At 70.0% G+C, this 16609-nt stretch carries 15 protein-coding genes and 1 tRNA gene; 3 read left to right on the top strand and 13 right to left on the bottom strand.

The window, feature by feature from the left end; all coding sequences use genetic code 11:
* Both MLG87_RS11665 and MLG87_RS11660 read right to left on the bottom strand, forming a co-directional pair.
* On the bottom strand, window positions 1-1506 hold the full coding sequence (locus MLG87_RS11665) for a class I adenylate-forming enzyme family protein (RefSeq protein WP_243295343.1): 1506 nt from the start codon (window positions 1504-1506) through the stop codon (window positions 1-3).
* A 10-nt stretch (window positions 1507-1516) separates the two neighbouring features.
* Window positions 1517-1786, bottom strand: a complete 270-nt coding sequence (locus MLG87_RS11660) for an acyl carrier protein (RefSeq protein WP_243295342.1) — start codon at window positions 1784-1786, stop codon at window positions 1517-1519.
* A 253-nt stretch (window positions 1787-2039) separates the two neighbouring features.
* On the opposite strand from MLG87_RS11660, the gene MLG87_RS11655 reads away from it, so the two are divergent.
* Complete coding sequence (locus MLG87_RS11655; RefSeq protein WP_243295341.1) at window positions 2040-2624, top strand: acyltransferase; 585 nt, start codon at window positions 2040-2042, stop codon at window positions 2622-2624.
* Between the two features lie 261 nt (window positions 2625-2885).
* Here MLG87_RS11655 and MLG87_RS11650 read toward each other — a convergent pair.
* From MLG87_RS11650 to MLG87_RS11640, 3 genes are all read right to left on the bottom strand, one after another.
* Window positions 2886-2962, bottom strand: a tRNA-Pro gene (locus tag MLG87_RS11650).
* Window positions 2963-2977: 15 nt separating this feature from the next.
* On the bottom strand, window positions 2978-4108 hold the full coding sequence (locus MLG87_RS11645; RefSeq protein ID WP_243295340.1) for a hypothetical protein: 1131 nt from the start codon (window positions 4106-4108) through the stop codon (window positions 2978-2980).
* A 13-nt stretch (window positions 4109-4121) separates the two neighbouring features.
* A complete protein-coding gene (locus MLG87_RS11640) occupies window positions 4122-4370 on the bottom strand; it encodes a hypothetical protein (RefSeq protein ID WP_243295339.1) in 249 nt (82 codons plus the stop codon).
* Window positions 4371-4635: 265 nt separating this feature from the next.
* On the opposite strand from MLG87_RS11640, the gene meaB reads away from it, so the two are divergent.
* Window positions 4636-5574: a methylmalonyl Co-A mutase-associated GTPase MeaB gene (meaB, locus tag MLG87_RS11635; RefSeq protein ID WP_243295338.1), complete on the top strand. Its 939-nt coding sequence runs from the start codon at window positions 4636-4638 to the stop codon at window positions 5572-5574.
* Between the two features lie 7 nt (window positions 5575-5581).
* On the opposite strand, the gene aguB is transcribed toward meaB, so the two are convergent.
* Window positions 5582-6439, bottom strand: a complete 858-nt coding sequence (gene aguB, locus MLG87_RS11630) for an N-carbamoylputrescine amidase (protein ID WP_243295337.1) — start codon at window positions 6437-6439, stop codon at window positions 5582-5584.
* Complete coding sequence (locus MLG87_RS11625; RefSeq protein WP_243295336.1) at window positions 6436-7461, bottom strand: agmatine deiminase family protein; 1026 nt, start codon at window positions 7459-7461, stop codon at window positions 6436-6438. The genes aguB and MLG87_RS11625 overlap by 4 nt, the downstream gene beginning before the upstream one ends.
* A 177-nt stretch (window positions 7462-7638) precedes the next feature.
* On the opposite strand from MLG87_RS11625, the gene MLG87_RS11620 reads away from it, so the two are divergent.
* A complete protein-coding gene (locus MLG87_RS11620) occupies window positions 7639-9576 on the top strand; it encodes a CocE/NonD family hydrolase (RefSeq protein WP_243295335.1) in 1938 nt (645 codons plus the stop codon).
* Between the two features lie 66 nt (window positions 9577-9642).
* On the opposite strand, the gene MLG87_RS11615 is transcribed toward MLG87_RS11620, so the two are convergent.
* From MLG87_RS11615 to dnaJ, 6 genes are all read right to left on the bottom strand, one after another.
* Window positions 9643-10707, bottom strand: a complete 1065-nt coding sequence (locus MLG87_RS11615) for an SAM-dependent methyltransferase (protein ID WP_243295334.1) — start codon at window positions 10705-10707, stop codon at window positions 9643-9645.
* Window positions 10704-13253 carry an MMPL family transporter gene (locus MLG87_RS11610; protein ID WP_279341243.1) on the bottom strand — a complete coding sequence of 850 codons (2550 nt, stop codon included), beginning with the start codon at window positions 13251-13253 and terminating at the stop codon, window positions 10704-10706. The genes MLG87_RS11615 and MLG87_RS11610 overlap by 4 nt, the downstream gene beginning before the upstream one ends.
* The gene (locus MLG87_RS11605) at window positions 13253-14146 is read right to left on the bottom strand and encodes a P-loop NTPase family protein (protein WP_243295333.1); all 894 of its coding nucleotides are present in this window, start codon (window positions 14144-14146) and stop codon (window positions 13253-13255) included. Before MLG87_RS11605 ends, MLG87_RS11610 begins: the two co-directional genes overlap by 1 nt.
* A 37-nt stretch (window positions 14147-14183) precedes the next feature.
* Complete coding sequence (locus MLG87_RS11600; RefSeq protein ID WP_243295332.1) at window positions 14184-15050, bottom strand: sigma-70 family RNA polymerase sigma factor; 867 nt, start codon at window positions 15048-15050, stop codon at window positions 14184-14186.
* Window positions 15051-15116: 66 nt separating this feature from the next.
* The gene (locus tag MLG87_RS11595; RefSeq protein WP_243295331.1) at window positions 15117-15491 is read right to left on the bottom strand and encodes a MerR family transcriptional regulator; all 375 of its coding nucleotides are present in this window, start codon (window positions 15489-15491) and stop codon (window positions 15117-15119) included.
* The gene (dnaJ, locus tag MLG87_RS11590) at window positions 15484-16566 is read right to left on the bottom strand and encodes a molecular chaperone DnaJ (protein WP_243295330.1); all 1083 of its coding nucleotides are present in this window, start codon (window positions 16564-16566) and stop codon (window positions 15484-15486) included. Before dnaJ ends, MLG87_RS11595 begins: the two co-directional genes overlap by 8 nt.
* Between the last annotated feature and the right edge of the window lie 43 nt (window positions 16567-16609).

Raw genomic sequence — 16609 nt, 5'->3', positions numbered from 1 at the left:
CTACCGCAGTCCGAGCCGGCTGATCTTCCCGGAGGAGGTCATGGGCAGATCGGTCCTGAATTCGACGTATTTCGGAACCATGAAATCCTCCAGGTGCGCCCGGCAATGGGCGATCACCTGGGCTTCGGTCAGCGGCGTCCCGTTGGCCACGACAAAGGCCTTCACGACCTCTCCGGCTGTGGGGTCGGGAACACCCACCACCACCGCCGTGACGCCGGGAAGCATGTGGAGGACGTTCTCCACTTCCTTGGGCGCGACCTTCTCCCCGCGGCTCTTGATGATGTCGTCCTTCCGGCTGAGGAAGTAGAAGTACCCATCGGCATCCTGGCGGAACAGGTCCCCGGAGTAGCAGAGCCGTTCGCCCGGGATGGGGCCCGGACGGAACCGCTGGGCCGTCGCCTCCGGAGCCTCCCAGTAGCCGCGCATCACATGCCGGCCGCGCACCACCAGCTCGCCCGTCTCGCCCGGTCCCAGGCGTCGCCCGGATTCGTCCTCGATCCAGGCCTCGGTGCCGGGAATGGGGATGCCGACGGAGCCGGGCCGGATGGCGAGCTGGTCCGGGGGCAGGTAGAGGGTGCGCTTGGTCTCGGTGAGGCCGTACATCGAATAGAGCGCCACCCCCGGGAAGGCGGCCTGCAGTTCGAGGATCCGGCTGGGCGGCAAGGAGGCCGCCGTGTTGGTGAGGTAGCGGAGGCTGGAGGTGTCGTAGGCGCGGAGGTCCTTCTGGACCAGCATCGCGAAGATGGTCGGAACCCCGGGGAATCCCGTGGGGCGCTCCTCCTGGATCTGCTGGAGGATCACGGTCGGGTACATGAAGGACCGCTCCAGCACCAGCGTCCCGCCCATCTTGAACGCCATCAGGAGCTGGTACAGGCCGTAGTCGAAGGACAGGGGCAGGGCGCTGAGGATGACGTCCTCCGCCCGGTTCTCCAGGTAGGTCATGATGGCGGTGCTGGCGAAATCCACGTTGCTGTGATCGCACATCACGCCCTTGGGCTCGCCCGTGCTGCCCGAGGTGTAGACCAGGCAGGCCAGGTCCAGGTCGATGTTGCGCAGGGGCAGGGGGGTCGCCGGGGCTTTCGCCAGGGTCTCCTCGAAGCGCCGCAGGCGCGGATCCGCGGGCGTCTCCTGAGCGCCGCAGAGAACGCCGAGGGAGAGGGATGGGACAGCATCCCATCCTCCGGTCCGCTCCTGCATCAGCAGCGCCTTGGCACGGCAATCGTTCAGGATGTAGGCCAGCTTCTCCGCCTTGGTGGAGGCGTTGATGCACACGAAGGTCCCGCCCGCCTTCAACGCGGCGAAGATCCCGACCACCGCCTCCACCGAGTTGGGCAGGTGGAGGGCGACCCGGTCGCCACGGCCCACGCCCCCCTGGACGAGGGCGTTCCCGAGCCGGTCCGTCATGTCGTCCAGCTCCGCGTAGGTCAGCCGCCGGCCATCGCACACCAGGGCGACCTTCTGCGGGAAGCGGGCGGCCGAGCGGGTCAGGAATTCGTGGACAAGCACCCGGAGCCCCTCATGAATGGCCCGCCAGCTTGCTGGTGATGAACGAGCTCAGCCGACTCACGGAATCGAAGTTGCTGGGTAGGAGCTCGTGGTCGGCCACCGCGATGCCGTACTGCTTCTCCACGAAGGTCACCAGCTCCATGACTCCCAGCGAATCGATGATGCCTTCCCGGAGGAAGGAGGCGTCATCTCCGTACTTGAAGCCCTGGTCGCTGAACAGGAAGTTCCGCGAGATGAACTCGCGGAGCTCTGGGGCGACGGCATTGGGGTCCGCGACCATGGTCTTTCTCCTTCCTTCGATGTCAGTGATTGGGATGCTCGAGGGCAATTCATTCCTGGCATCAGCATCCACAGAATGTATGCTTGTTTTACAGCCATTCAATAGATCTGACTATTGAAAAAACGGTTCTGATATTTCTAAGCCCCGTGAATGTGCCAGTCCTTTCTCCTCCAGATTTTGGAGGAGTTGCCAAACCACAAGCCCCGCCCCGATCGGGCCTTCTTCGCGATCCGGGGCGCCCGCAGGGGGGTCCATGCTCATCGTCAGTTCCGCGCGGAAATTCTACAATCGCCTCCGGCTCTGGCAGCTTCGAAGGGCCGGTCTGACCCTTCCGGACGATTGCAAGCTGGGAGGGCTTCCGGACTTCGGATCAGAACCCTACCTCGTCACCATTGGGCACCATGTGGCCATGGCCGCGGAAGTCTGCTTTCTCACGCATGACGGCGGCACCCATGTCTTCCGCGACCAGGAGCGCTACAAGAAGGTCATCAAGTTCGGCCGGATCAACGTACTGGACAACTGCGTGATCGGCCAGCGGGCCATCATCCTCCCCGGCGTGACCATCGGCCCCAACTCCGTGATCGCCGCGGGATCCGTCGTGACGCGGAACATCCCCCCCGACGTCCTGGCCAGCGGGAACCCCGCCAAGCCCGTCATGTCCATCCATCAATACGCGGAGTGGTGCCTGGCCGCGACGCCGGACTACGACCCGGCGGAGTACCAGCGGGACAAGAAGGCCTTCCTGCTGAAGTTCCCGATACGAGGGTCGTCCCAGGTGCCCATGGCCGGATCGATAGCCGGATCAGGGGCGCCTTCCGGGGAATCCGAATCGGCCTGAAGGGCGGCTTGGTCTTGCTCCGGCGCGACATCTAGTCGCGCCTCCACGATCCCACTCAACACTGGATCCTGGCCACGCCCGCGTGGCCAGGGCGAGTTCGAATCTCGCCGACAGGCCCCAACGGTCCGGTCGACTCACTCACACTGATTCGAACTGCCCGGCTTCGCCGGGCCGGTCTCGCTCCGGCGCGACATCTAGTCGCGCCTCCACGATCCCACTCGCGAGTTCGAATCTCGCCGACAGGCGATTGTTGGAACCCATTGGTCGGAGCGGCGAGATTCGAACTCGCGACCCTCTGCTCCCAAAGCAGATGCGCTACCAGGCTGCGCCACGCTCCGATGGATCCAGTCTACTTACTTTCCGCCGATGGCGACGCTGCGGAGGTTGAGACCGGCGCGCTGGAGGTCGAAAATCTTGGAGGCGAGGCCCACCATGAGCTGGATCTCCATGTCCTCGCGACCGCGCTTGGTGGCGCCGGCGGGGGGGATGGCGATGAGGTCGTTGGGGGTGCGGGTCTTGGACCAGGCCAGGTCCATGGCGAAGGAGATCTTCTTGTCCTGGCTGGCCAGCTCGCCGGCGATGTGGGACATGAGGCCGTCCCCGCCGTAGCCGAGGCGGAGCCAGCCCGGGCCCTCGAAGCCGCGGCTGCTGTTGGTGAGGTTCACGGCCTGGAGCTTGTTCCCGGCGCCGTAGGCGAAGTCCATGCGGGTGTGGACGCCCTGCTCATCATTCCGGAACTCCAGCCGCTGGGGCATCTGGGTGGCCTTGTCCACGGTCACCTCCAGACGGCCCCGCTTCCAGAAGCCCAGGCTCTGGGCCATGCTCTGCTCGCGGCGCTTGGCGTCCCAGGGCTTGGTGGGGGCGTTGAAGACGAGGTGCTGCAGGGTCCGGCCGCCGCTGGTCTCCTCGCCGGCCAGGCTGGCCTTGAAGGTGGGGGCGTCGATGTAGACGGCCTTGATGTCGTTCAGGGTCTGCCGGAACCAGGACATGTAGGTCCGGGGCGCGTCGGACGGGGGCGGCTCCACCCGGGTGGTGTAGGCGTTCTGCTCCTTGCTGTACAGGAAGCCCCGGGTGCCGCGGCGGGTGTAGAGCAGGTTGCCGAAGTCCCCGGCCAGGTCCGTGCGGAAGTCGCCGTTGGCGAAGTAGGTGCCCCGGAGGCGGAGGTTGGCCTGGCCGCCCTGGCTGTTGCCCTTCACCTGGCCCTGGCTGAGGCTGTCCACCTTCTGGTTCACGGCGGCGCCGCTGAGGGCCACGCCGAGGGTGCCCTGCATCTCCACGGAGGTGATGCCCTGGTAGGGCTGGCCGAACCACCCGGCATCCACGGCGTCGAGCACCTGGAGGAAGGTCCGGCGGGCGGCCTCGGAGGTGGGTTCCGCCTTCGCGGCGGTCTTCGGGGTGGGCTTGGGAGCGGGCTTGGCCGGGGCCGGGCCCTGGGCGGGCAGCAGCGACGCGGTGAACAGCAGAGGCAGAACGGTATAGCGCATCAGATCTCCTGACTCATGAACGGGAGTGCCGGGGAGCGGCCTTGGGTTCCGGCCGATCCTTGGCGTAGCAGGCCCGGCACAGGGCCTTGGCGGGATCCTCGGGCACGAAGGGCAGGTACTCCTGGGCCCCGCAGGTGGCGCAGGTGATGTGGGTGAGCACCCGGGTGGCCTCCTTCCCCCCCTTCCGCTTGTACGTGAAGGAGCGGCGGTAGCAATCGGGGCAGAGGTAGAACTTCTGGCCGGTCTCCACTTTGAAGCGCATGCCGCACTCGGCGCAGATCTTCTCCCGAGGCGACTTGGGGTCTGGAGGAGCCACGGGCGCCCGCTTGGTCAGCCGGACCGGGGCCTGGCCCGGCCCGCGCGTCGCCTCCGGCGCCGCGTCCCCGGAAGCGGGGTCTTTCGAGGGTTTCAGCCCTTTGATCATCGTTGTATGGTCCTACTGCGGCGCGGGCCGGAAGGTTTAGGGTACCCCATCGGATCCGCCCCGGCGAGTTCCGGTCCCGGCGGGGTGATGGCATCCTGGGCCCATGCCTTCTGCCGCCGATCTCCTGGAGCCCCTGCGCCGCGGGGAGGCGCGGGCGCTGGGCCGGGCCATCTCCTGGATGGAAAATGGCCACCCCGAGGCCCGCGCCCTCATGGCCCGCCTCTGGCCCCAACTGGGCGGGGCAGTCGTGATCGGCATCACGGGATCCCCCGGCGCCGGCAAGAGCACCCTCACGGACCAGCTCGCCCGCACCCTGCGCGCGGAAGGCCAGCGGGTCGGCATCCTGGCCGTGGACCCCACCTCGCCCTTCAGTGGCGGGGCCATCCTGGGCGACCGCATCCGCATGCAGCGCATCGCCGCCGACCCCGGCATCTTCATCCGGAGCATGGCCACGCGCGGGGCGCTGGGCGGGCTGGCCCGGGCCACCCAGGACGCCATCGACCTGCTGGACGCCGCGGGCTTCGACACGGTGATCGTGGAGACCGTGGGCGTGGGGCAGGACGAGGTGGATGTCGTGAGCTGCGTCCAGACCTGCTGCGTGGTGCTGGTGCCGGGCATGGGCGACGAGATCCAGGCCATCAAGGCCGGCATCATGGAGGTGGCGGACCTCTTCGTGATCAACAAGGCCGACCGCGACGGCGCCGACCAGGTGGAGCAGGAGCTGACGGCCATGAAGTCCATGGCGGCCGCGCGGCCCTGGGATCCGCCGGTGCTCCGCACCGTGGCCCAGCGGGGCGAAGGCGTGCCGGAGCTGCTGGCGCAGGTCCGCCAGCATGGCGCCTGGCTGCGGTCCCACGGCGGGCTGGCCCGCAAGGCCCGGGAGCGGGCCCGCCTGCGCTTCGAGTCGCTCCTGGCCGAGGCCGCCTTGCGCCGGGTACGGGAGCGCACCGGCCCCGCCCGCCTGGAAGCCGCCATCCAGGCCATCGCCGACCACGCCCAGGATCCCTACACCGCCGTGGCGGCCATCCTGGGCGAAGGCTAGGGGATTCCTAGGCCCTGGCGAGGATCCCGTAGAGCTCCGGCCGGCGGTCCCGGAAGAAGCCGAACGAGGCGCGGTTCCGGCGGATCTCCTCGAGGTCGAAGTCGGCGGTGATCACGCCGGCCCCCGTGCGCCCCAGCTCGGCCACCTTGTCGCCGCGGTGGTTGGCGATGAAGGAGTGGCCGTAGAAGGTCTGGCCGCCCTCCGTCCCCACGCGGTTCGCGGCCACCACGGGCACCACGTTGGACACGGCGTGACCGATCATGGCCCGCTGCCACAGGTCCTTGGTGTCCAGGTCGGGGCTCTCGGGCTCGGTGCCGATGGCAGTCGGGTAGAACAGGAGCTCCGCGCCCATGAGCATCATGGCTCGGGCGCACTCGGGGTACCACTGGTCCCAGCAGATGCCCACGCCCAGCTTCCCGAAGCGGGTGTCCCAGACCTTGAAGCCCGTGTTGCCGGGGCGGAAGTAGAACTTCTCCTCGTAGCCCGGCCCGTCGGGGATATGGCTCTTTCGGTAGACGCCGAGCACGGAACCATCCGCGTCCACCATGGCCAGGCTGTTGTAGTGGTGGGGCCCGTCCTTCTCGAAGAAGGAGACCGGAATCACCACGCCCAGTTCCTTCGCCAGGGCCTGGAACCGCGCGATGGTGGGGTGGCCCTCCGCAGGCCGGGCCCAGTCGAAGAAGGCGTCCTTCTCCTCCCGGCAGAAGTACGGGCCCTCGAAGAGCTCGGAGGGCAGGATCACCTGGGCGCCCGTGGCGGCGGCCTCGCGGACGAGGCCCTCCACCCGGGCCACGTTCTCGTCGAGGCTTCCCGTGAAGGCGCACTGGGTGGCGGCGACGCGGATGATTCGAGACTCGGCGCTCATCGGACCTCCGGCTGCTGCTGGGTGATGCAGTGGAAGGCGCCGCCGCCGCTGAGGATGGCGCGGGCGGAGCGGCCCACCACGCGATGGTTCGGGAAGAGCCGCGCCAGGGCGGCCACGGCCTCTTCATCGTAGGGCGTGCCGTAGGTGGGCACCACCACGCTGCGGTTCCCGATGTAGAAGTTCACGTAGCTGGCGGGCATGAGCTCGCCCTCCTCGTCCCGCACCACGCCGGGCGAGGGGATGCGCTCGACCCGGAGCTTCCGCCCCCGGGCGTCGGTCATGGCGGCGAGGTCGGCGCCGAGGCGATCCAGGGTGGCGGCGTTGGGATCGGCCGCGTCCCGGGCCTCCATGCAGACCACCACGCCCGGCGCCACGAAGCGGGCCAGGGTGTCGATGTGGCCGTCCGTGTGGTCGTTCAGGAGGCCTTCGTCCAGCCACAGCACCTTCTCGGCGCCGAGGCCGTCGGCCAGGGCCGCTTCCAGCTCCGCCTGGTCCAGGCCCGGGTTGCGGTTGGGGTTCAGCAGGCACTGGCGGGTGGTGAGCACCGTGCCCTCCCCGTCCACCTCCACGGAGCCCCCCTCGAGGATGAAGGCGTGGTCGCGCCGGGGCGCGCCGCTGAGGGCCGCCACGCGGCCCGCCACCCGGTCATCGCCGGGCAGGAGGTACTTCCCGCCCCAGCCGTTGAACCCGAAGCAGGCGGCCTGCAGGGCGCCCGCGCCATCCTTCACGAAGATGGGCGCCGTGTCCCGCAGCCAGATGTCGCCCACGGGCACCCGGTGGAAGCGCGCCCGGTCCGCCACCGGCGTCAGGGCCCGCCGGGCCGCCGCCTCGGTGGCCTCGTCCCCCACCAGGATGTCCAGGGCCTCGCCGCCCTCCCCGGCGATGGCGAGGCAGAGGGCCGTCCACTCCGCCTGGGCCGGGGCCAGGTTCTCCCGCCAGAGGTGGCCGTGGCCGGGCCAGGCCAGCCAGCAGGCGCTGTGGGGATCCCACTCGGCGGGTTGTCGGCAGGTCGGATGGGACATGGTGCGGAACCCCTGGATTGGATGCGGCCCCGGATGGGAGCACCCTCCAGTTCATCAAAAGGGCCTTCTCCCGTCGAGGCTTATTGCGGGAAGGCAGGTCCTAATTGATGCAATGACAGGGATCCCCCCGGGTGTGCGTCATGCCGCATATCATGATGCCTCGCCCCCGGAGCCTCCATGTCCCTGACCCGCGCCCTTCGCGCCGCGCTCCTCCCGATCCTTCTTCTCGGCGCCCCGGGCGCGCCAGCCGCTGCGCTAGGAGCATCGTGGGCGGAAGGGCCGGCGGTGGAATCGGCGGCGGCCGTCGCCTCGGTCCGCGACCAGTACGCCAAGCGCGAGGTGCTCATCCCCATGCGCGACGGGGTGAAGCTGTTCACGGCCATCTACACGCCCAGGGCCACCGGCCGGACCTATCCCATCCTCCTGCAGCGCACCCCCTACAGCGTCTATCCCTACGGCCCCGACGCCTATCCGTCCCACCTGGGACCCTCGGCCCCCTTCCAGAAGGAGGGCTTCATCTTCGTCTACCAGGACGTACGCGGGCAGAAGATGTCCGAGGGCGACTTCGTGAACATGCGGCCCCAGCGCGCTGCCAGCGGCGCGGCCGTGGACGAGAGCACGGACACCTACGACACCATCGACTGGCTGGTGAAGCACGTCGAGTCCAACAACGGCAAGGTGGGCCAGTGGGGCATCAGCTATCCCGCCTTCTACACGGCGGTGGGCATGCTGTCGGGCCACCCGGCCCTCAAGGCCGTCTCCCCCCAGGCGCCCATCGTGGACTGGTTCCAGGGCGACGATTTCCACCGCAACGGCGCCCTGTGGTTGCCCCATGCCTTCAATTTCATGGTGAACTTCGGCAAGCCCCGGCCCAAGCCGACCTCGGAGTGGGGCACGCCGTTCCGCCGCACCACCTCGGACGGCTACGAATGGTTCCTGCGGCTGGGATCCACGGGCGCCACCCGGCAGTACACGAAGGAGGTGGCCTTCTGGAACGAGATGCTGGATCACCCGAACTACGACGCCTTCTGGCAGGCCCGCAACCTCCGCCCCCACATCAAGGACGTGAAGCCCGCGGTACTCACCGTGGGCGGGTGGTTCGACGCGGAGAACCTCTTCGGCACCCTGCAGGTGTTCAAGACCCTGGGCCGCCAGAGCCCTGCCACCGACAGCCGCCTGGTCATGGGCCCCTGGTTCCACGGAGGCTGGGAGCGCAGCAAGGGCGACCACCTGGGCCCCGTGCAGTTCAGAGCTGACACCGCCACCTGGTTCCAGACCGAAGTCCTCTTCCCCTTCTTCATGCAGCACCTGAAGGGTGCGAAGGAGCCCGCCCTGCCCAAGGCCACGGTCTTCGAGACCGGCGCCAACCGCTGGCACCGGCTTGACGCCTGGCCGCCGGCGCAGGCCCGGGACGCGAAGCTCTACCTTCAGCCCAACGGCAATCTCTCCTTGACGCCGCCCTCGCCAGACGGCGGCTCCGACACCTTCCTCTCCGACCCGTCGAAGCCTGTTCCCTTCATCGAGAAGGTCGCCATCGGCATGCCCAAGGACTATATGACCGCGGACCAGCGCTTCGCCGGCCGACGCCCGGACGTGCTGGTGTTCCAGACCGGGCCCCTCGCCGAGGACCTGACCCTGGCGGGCCCCCTGCGTCCGGAACTCTTCGTGGCCACCACGGGCACGGACGCCGACTGGGTGGTGAAGCTCATCGACGTCTATCCCGACGACTTCAGGAACCCGGATTTCAAGGAGAGCGGCTCCCCCTGGGACCGCACGCCCAATCCCATGGGCGGCTACCAGCAGCTGGTGCGGGGCGAGGTCATGCGCGGCAAGTACCGGGACAGCCTCTCGACACCGGCGCCCTTCGTTCCCGGCCAGCCCACCCGCGTGGCCTGGTCCATGAACGATGTCTTCCACACGTTCAGGCAGGGCCACCGGGTGATGATCCAGATCCAGAGCACCTGGTTCCCCCTCATGGACCGCAATCCCCAGGTGTTCATGAACATCAACGACGCGAAGCCGGGGGACTACCGGAAGGCCACCCACACCGTGTTCCATGACGCGGCACGGCCCAGCAGCCTGAGCGTGAATGTCTGGTCAGATAAGCGGGAATGAGCCACAGATGAACACGGATGAACACAGACGGTTTCCTGATCCGTGTTCATCTGTGTTCATCCGTGGCTAACCTCGCTTTTCCTTCCATCCCTCCAAGACCCGGAACCGGCTGCCCATCCGGTCCGGCAGGGTGAGCTGGAGGAGGTTCTCGGTGCGCTTGGCGCGCTCGGCGGGGGGCAGGGCCATCCAGCCGGGGGCCCACCGCTCCAGGGGGGCGTGGGTGCGGATCCACTTGCTCAGCTCCATGTGGCCGAGATCCGTGAAGCCCTCGCCCTCCAGCAGGCGCACCAGGCGCGTGAAGTCGACATCGGCGGTCAGATCCGCCTCGCCCAGGTCCTCGTGCCAGTTGCCGTCCACGGTGTGGGCCTTGAAGCGGCGCAGGTCCGCGCCCTTGGCCAGCAGCCGGTCCGCGGATTCGCCGTAGTCCACGGCCAGGAAGAGGCCCGCCTCCAGGGGCGCCGCCAGCTCGCGGACGACAAGCGGAAGTGCGTCACACCAGATGCTGCCGTCGCGGGGCTCCAGGCCGTCGGTCTGCTCCGCGAACCAGGCGCCGGCCTCGCCCGGATCCGCCGCCTGCCACTGGGGACCCGCGGACGTCAGCACCTCGCGCATCCAGCGCTCGCCGTCCCAGCGCCAGGGCTGGGCGGGCAGGGCGTCGAAGAGCTCATTGCTGAACACCACACCGATGAACGGTTCCAAAGGTTCATGTTCTGCAGCGAACCGCGCGCGGTTGGCCGCAAGGAACGGCGAAAGGGCTTCCTCGGCAGCCTTTTTCGCAGCGGGGTTGTCGTCGCGGTGGACGTAGACCAGGGCTTCGGCGAAGGGGCCGGTGACGGCGTTCAGCACGTCGCGGCCCAGCCAGCCGCGGCCGGCGCCGGGCTCCAGGGCCGTGAAGCGCGCCGGGCGGCCCAGGCGCTCCCAGGCCGCCTCCAGCCTCAGCGCGATCGTCTGGCCCAGCAGGGGGCCCAGGTCCAGGGCCGTGTAGTAGTCCTTGCCCTCGAAACCCCAGGGGCCTTCCTGACGGCGGTAGTAGCCGTGCTCCGGGTGGTAGAGGCCCAGGGCCATGACCTCCGAGGCGGGCACGGGGCCCGAGGCGAGGCGGGTTTGGAGGAGATCGTTCAGCGGGTTCACTTCTTCTCCAACGGCCACTTCTCCAGCAGCACGGGCAGCAGCCACTGGGTGAGGACCAGGGCCAGGGCCACGCCGCCCAGGCAGGCCAGGCCCAGGCCCCGCAGGCCGCGGTAGCCGCTGAAGACCATGCCACCGAAGCCGGCGAGGGTGGTGCCGGCGCAGACGGCGTTCACGCGGGCCACGCGTTCCGGGGCATCGGCCTCGCCCCGGGCCCGGTGCAGCAGGTTGAAGGCCGTGTCCACGCTCACGCCCAGGGCGATGGGGATGGCCATGAGGGACAGGAAGGTCAGGGGCTCGCCACTCCACCCCAGGGCCCCCAGGGCCCCCGCCTGGCTGGCCGCCAGGGGCACCATGGCCAGCAGGCCGAAGCGCAGGCTGCGGCCGAAGAGGGCGATGACAGCGAAGATGCCCGCCAGGGCCAGCAGCACCGCCTGCCGGACCGTGTCTCGGGCGATGCCCTTCACCACGCGGAAGAGGGGCTGGGTGCCCACGAAGCGCCCGCCGGCCGCCTCGACCTCGGGCGTGAGCCGGAGCAGGGAGGCCTCGTCCAGCCGGATGGGGACCGTCAGGGCCGAGGCCAGGGGGGCGGGCGATCCGTGGCGCAGGTGGCCCCAGAGGGTCCAGGGATGGTGGCCCTCCGGAGCGGGCGCCGACCGGGGCAACAGGACCTGGAGCGCTCGCACGGGCTGGGAGGGATCCACCGCGGCGGCGGCCAGGGCCGACAGGGGCCCCTCCAGCCCCGCCGGGTCCAGCCCCGCCTTGGCGGCGGCCTCCAGCACCTGGTGTCGCCAGGTCTCCGAACCCAGGGCGTGCTGCAGGTCCGGGTCGAGGCTCTGCCAGTCGGGCACCGGCAGGCCCGCCTCGCGGAGGATGGGGCTCAGCCGGTTCCACCGGGCCGGGAGACGGTCCGGGTCCTCCAACGGAATCTGGAGGGCCAGGGGCTGGAGGCTGGCGCCCAGGGTCTTCGTCAGCCGCGCCTGCAGGGTGAGAGCCGGGTTGCCCTGGGCCCGGAAGCGCCGGAGGTCCTCCTCCCAGCGGGTGCGGGGGGCGCCCACCAGCGCCAGGACCAGCAGGGCCAGGGCGGCCCAGGGGGCCCAGACGCGGCGGCGGGGCCGGGGCGGGGGCGGCCCCGGGGCGAAGGTGCCCCGGCCCCGGTCCAATGCCATCAGCATGGGCGGCATCACCAGGAAGGTGGCGGCCAGGCAGGCCAGCAGGCCCAGGCCCGTGGTGAGCCCCAGGTCCCGGATGCCAGGGAAAGGTGCGAAGGCGAGGGCCAGGAAGGCCAGGGCCGTGGCCAGGGCGCCGGCCACCACGCCGGGACCCGTGCTCAGCATCGCGGCCCGGAGGGCCCGCGCCTTGGCCCGGCCCGCCCGGCGCTCCTCGCGGTAGCGGCTGAAGAGCATGATGCCCACGTCGTCGCCCACGCCCAGCAGCACGGCGCCGAAGCCCGCGGCCATGAGGTTGACGCGCCCCAGGATCCAGCCCGTGAGACCCAGGGCCCACACCATGCCCACGAGCAGGGGCCCCATGACGAAGCCATAGCCGGCGAGGGTGCGGAAGCCGAGCCAGTACACGAGGCCGATGAGGACGAAGCTGAGGGCCAGGCTGAGGAGCACCTCGCCCGTGAGCCGGTGGGACTCCCAGGCGGTGATGGCGTGGGCGCCCGTGACCTGGAGGGCGAAGGACCGGTCGGTCCCGGGGGTCAGGGCCGCCTCCACGGCCTTCAGGGCCGCGGCCGGGGGCAGCGGCCCCTCGGCGCCCCGTCCCAGCCAGGCCAGGACACGGGTGGTGGCCTTCACGTCCGAGGCGGGAAAGCCCGCCACCAGGGGTACCAGGACGAAGCGGCCATCCTTGGTCTCCAGGTAGCCGGTCCGCATGCGCAGGGAGAAGGCGCGGCCCAGCTGCACAGCCTTGGCCATGCCCTCACCGTTCTGGGGGGCGAGGGTCCGCAGGCCCAGCGGATCCAGCCGCGCCAGGGCCGCTGCCAGCGGCTCCGGCGAGCCCAGGGCCCGGGCGGTGGCCTCCAGGCGACGCTTCACTTCCGCCGGATCCCGGAGGGGCTCCAGACGGTCCCCCAGCCAGGCCGGGGCCAGGGAATAGAGGGTTTCCGTGGTGAGCCGGCTCACCGCCGCATCGCCTTCGGTGATGGCCCCCACGGCCAGGAGCGCGGGCCAGGGACTCACGCCTCCCGGCCCGGGCACGGGGATGGGATCGGACAGGCGACCCTCGGCGGCCAGCCCGTTGAGGGGCAGGTCGCCCTTGGTGAGCAGGCGGTCCACCAGGCCCTCGGCCCAGGTGCGGCGGGCCTCCAGGTCGGCCGGATTCCCCTCGGCCACGAGCCAGATCAGCTCCTGCTGGCCGACCCCGGCCTCCAGGTTCGCCCGCACGGCGGGATGCTCCGAGGGCAGCAGGCTCATCAGGTCGAGGGCCCGCTCCACGCGCAGGGTCCCCAAGCCCAGGGCCAGCGTCAGGCCCGCCGTGAGGATCCAGAGTCCCCGGGACCGGGACAGGTGCAGGCGGAGCAGGCCGCGCAGCAGGGCTTTCATCACCGGTCCGCGCCCGCGCGATCGATCCATGGCTTCAGGGCCGGCACCATCTCCACGCGCTCCGCCCCGCGCAGCCGCTCCATCAGGCTGCCGTCCTCCAGCCGGGCCAGGGGATGGTTCTCCCGGCGATCCAGGGCCTCGGGCGGGCCGGCCGCCGTGAGGATGGTGGGCAGCTCCTCGCTGTAGCGATGGTCCAGCAGCTGCGCCAGGGCCGCGGCCACACGGAGGTCCGAGTCCATGCGGTCCCAGTCGTCCAGCACCAGGAGGGGCGGGTCCTGGAGGGGCTCGATGAGATCGCGCACGCTCTGGAAGGCCTGGTTCTGGAAGCTGCGGATGTCGTAGTAGGCGTCCTTGATGCTCTGGCTGAGGGTCCGCACGGAGACGAAGCGCCCGCCGCGGCCCGTGCGCTCGGTCCAGGCCCGCAGGGCGGCGGCGGCCAGGGTGCTGCGGCCGCTCTGGGCGGGGCCATGGATCCACCACAGCTCCCAGCCGTGGCGGAACTTGTGCTTGCCGGTGGTGGCCCACTGGGACAGGGCCTCGGCGCCCGCCGGACGAATGCCGTGCTCGGGCCGTTTGCGGAGGGCCGCGAGGAGCCGGGCCAGGTCGTCCCGGAAGGGGATGGGCCCCACCTCCTCCTCGGGCCGGGCCAGCCACTCCTCCAGGTCCGGCACGCGCTCCAGCATGGACCGGGCCCCGCTGGCCTGGGCGTTGTTCCACCACTTCCAGAAGCGGGTGAAATCCGCTTCGCGGTAGCGGGCGGGCAGGCCCAGGGTCTCCGCGTCCGGCGCCACGTCGGCCGTGCAGCCGCATATCCGCACCGGTTTCTGGGGGTCCGGATCGAAGATGAGGCCCTGCCCCTGGCAGTGGGGGCAGTCAGGGCGGCCCTTCACCATGAGACCGCTCCGGCCGGGCCAGCTTCCGCAGCGGCGCTCATGGCCCGTCCCCGCCGCGCAGGAAGCCGCCGAGCACCTCGCGGCGCCGCTCGCGGATGCGGGAGAAGGCGCGCTCCTCCAGCTGCCGCACCCGCTCCCGGGAGATGGGCGGGTTGAACTGCTTGCCGATCTGCTCGAGGGTCAGGGGCTCCTGGCCGCCCAGCCCGAAGTGCAGGGAGATGATCTTGCGTTCCTTCTCGCTGAGGGTCTGGAGGCTGGCCTCGATCTGCTCCAGGAAGGCCTCCTGGTCCAGCGTGTGCATGGCGGAGGGCTCCACCTCCTGCTCCAAGCTGTCGCCCACGGTGAGGTCCGAATCGCCCAGGCCCTGCTCGGTGGAGACCGTGGAGGTGGTCTGCTGGAGAAGCTGGAGACGCTCCACCTCCTCCACCGTGAGGTTGGCAGCCTCCGCGATCTCCTGGAGCATGGGCACCCGGCCCAGGGACTGGCTCAGCCGCTGGGTGACGCGGTTCAGGTGCACCAGGTGGCCCGCCACCTTCTGGGGCAGGCGGATCTTGTTCCCGTGCTCGGCGAGCGCGTGGAAGATGGCCTGCCGCACCCACCAGGAGGCGTAGGTGAGGAACTTGTTCTGCCGCTCGGGATCGAAGCGCTTGGCGGCCTCGATGAGGCCCAGGTTGCCCTCGCTGATGAGGTCCAGCAGGTCCAGGCCCATGCCCTCGAACTTCCGGGCCTCCTTGACCACGAAGCGGAGGTTGCCCTCCACGAGCTTGCGGAGGCCTTCCGGGTTGCGGTCGTTCTGCCACAGGCGCCCGTTGATGCGCTCCTCCTCCGCCGTCAGCAGGGGCAGGTGGCGGATGGAGTCGAAGTACTTGTCGAGCGAACGCTCTTCGAGATGCCGGAGGGGCACGGAACACCTTGGGGGAGGAACCAGCATAGCAAGCGATCCGCGCCCCCAGGGCAACTGCGATCGGCCTCAGCGCTTGCGCAATCCGTGGGGCGTGAGCTTCACCAGGCCCGTGCCGCTGGCCGGCCGGGGCACGTCCTTCACGCCCGCGGCCTCCAGGGCCTGGGCCAGGCGCTCCAGGTCCTCCTGCATGCGATTGAGGCGGTCCCGCAGGGTGAGTACCACTTCCACGCCGGCCAGGTTGACGCCCAGGTCCCGCGTGAGGTTGAGGATGAACTCCAGACGCTCCAGGTCCTCGTCGCTGTAGAGGCGTGTCTTGCCTTCGGTGCGGCTGGGCGTGAGCAGGCCCTCCCGCTCGTAGAGGCGCAGGGTCTGGGGATGCACGCCGTAGCGCATGGACACCACGCCGATCATGTAGGCGCCGAGTCTCGGATCTTTAGCCATGAGTCCCGCTCCGCTGCTTGCGCACGTCCGCGTCGTTCAGCTCCGCCAGCTCGCGGAGGAGCTCCTTGCTGCGCTCATCCTGGATCTGGGGCGTCACCACGGCGACTTCCGCGATCAGGTCGCCCCGCTGGCTGCCCCTCGGGATGGGCATGCCCTGGCCCTTGAGGCGCAGCTTGGCGCCGGTCTGGGTGCCCGGGGGCACCTTGATGGTCTGGTGGCCCTCCGGCGTCGGGACCTCCACCTTGGCCCCCAGGGCCGCCTCGGAGAAGCTGACGGGCAGCTTCACGTAGAGGTTGGGGCCCTTGCGCTCGAAGCGGGCGTCAGCCTCCATGCTGATCTGCAGGTAGAGGTCCCCGGGCCCGCCGCCCCGGCGGCCCGCCTCGCCCTTGCCCGCCACGCGCAGCTTCGCGCCGTCTTCCACGCCGGCCGGAATGGCGATGGTGACGGTCTCCTGGCGGGGATGCCGGCCCGCGCCCCCGCATTCGGGACAGGCCGGGGCGCGCATGCCGCGGCCCTGGCAGTCGGGGCAGGTGCGGCCGAAGGAGAGGAACCCGCCGCCGCCGCCCAGCTTGCCCTTGCCGTTGCAGGTGCGGCAGACCTCCTGCTTCCGGGAGCTCTCGCCGGTGCCGCGGCAGGCCAGGCAGGGCTCGGAGCGGTTCACGCGCAGGCTCAGGCGCGTGCCCTCGAAGGCCTCGCGGAAGCCCAGGCGCACGGTGTGGACCAGGTCCTCGCCCCGCTCGGGACCGTGGCGCATGGGGCGCCCGCCGAAGCCGCCCCCAGCGAAGCCTCCGAAGATGTCCTCGAAGGAGAAGCCCCCGCCCTGCTCGAAGCCCGGCGGAACCTGGGCCCCGGGGCCGTTGGGATCGCCGTAGGTGTCGTAGTTCTTCCGCTTCTCGGGGTCCGACAGCACTTCGTTGGCTTCGGAGAGCTTCTTGAACTCGGCCTCGGCCTGGGCATCGCCCGGGTTCAGGTCCGGATGGTGCTTCCGCGCCAGCTTGCGGTACGCCTTCTTGATGTCCTCTTCCGAGGCGGTCCGGGGCACGCCCAGGATCTGGTAGTAGTCGGGGTGGGACATGGCTTTAGTCTAGGACACTAAGATTTCGTTCGCCGGAAAAAAA

This window comes from Geothrix mesophila (assembly GCF_022808835.1).
GTDB classification, from domain to species: domain Bacteria; phylum Acidobacteriota; class Holophagae; order Holophagales; family Holophagaceae; genus Geothrix; species Geothrix paludis.
Note: the sequence above shows the minus strand (reverse complement) of the source record. Positions and strands in the feature narration are given on the sequence as shown.

Bases quoted from the DNA above. Each gene is read 5' to 3' on its own strand.
- meaB (WP_243295338.1), top strand. From the start codon at position 4,636: ATGCCTTCTGCCGCCGATCTCCTGGAGCCCCTGCGCCGCGGGGAGGCG.
- MLG87_RS11640 (WP_243295339.1), bottom strand. From the start codon at position 4,370: ATGCGCTTCAAAGTGGAGACCGGCCAGAAGTTCTACCTCTGCCCCGAT.
- MLG87_RS11645 (WP_243295340.1), bottom strand. From the start codon at position 4,108: ATGCGCTATACCGTTCTGCCTCTGCTGTTCACCGCGTCGCTGCTGCCC.
- dnaJ (WP_243295330.1), bottom strand. From the start codon at position 16,566: ATGTCCCACCCCGACTACTACCAGATCCTGGGCGTGCCCCGGACCGCC.
- MLG87_RS11655 (WP_243295341.1), top strand. From the start codon at position 2,040: ATGCTCATCGTCAGTTCCGCGCGGAAATTCTACAATCGCCTCCGGCTC.
- MLG87_RS11595 (WP_243295331.1), bottom strand. From the start codon at position 15,491: ATGGCTAAAGATCCGAGACTCGGCGCCTACATGATCGGCGTGGTGTCC.
- aguB (WP_243295337.1), bottom strand. From the start codon at position 6,439: ATGAGCGCCGAGTCTCGAATCATCCGCGTCGCCGCCACCCAGTGCGCC.
- MLG87_RS11625 (WP_243295336.1), bottom strand. From the start codon at position 7,461: ATGTCCCATCCGACCTGCCGACAACCCGCCGAGTGGGATCCCCACAGC.
- MLG87_RS11605 (WP_243295333.1), bottom strand. From the start codon at position 14,146: ATGGTGAAGGGCCGCCCTGACTGCCCCCACTGCCAGGGGCAGGGCCTC.
- MLG87_RS11660 (WP_243295342.1), bottom strand. From the start codon at position 1,786: ATGGTCGCGGACCCCAATGCCGTCGCCCCAGAGCTCCGCGAGTTCATC.
- MLG87_RS11610 (WP_279341243.1), bottom strand. From the start codon at position 13,253: ATGAAAGCCCTGCTGCGCGGCCTGCTCCGCCTGCACCTGTCCCGGTCC.
- MLG87_RS11620 (WP_243295335.1), top strand. From the start codon at position 7,639: ATGTCCCTGACCCGCGCCCTTCGCGCCGCGCTCCTCCCGATCCTTCTT.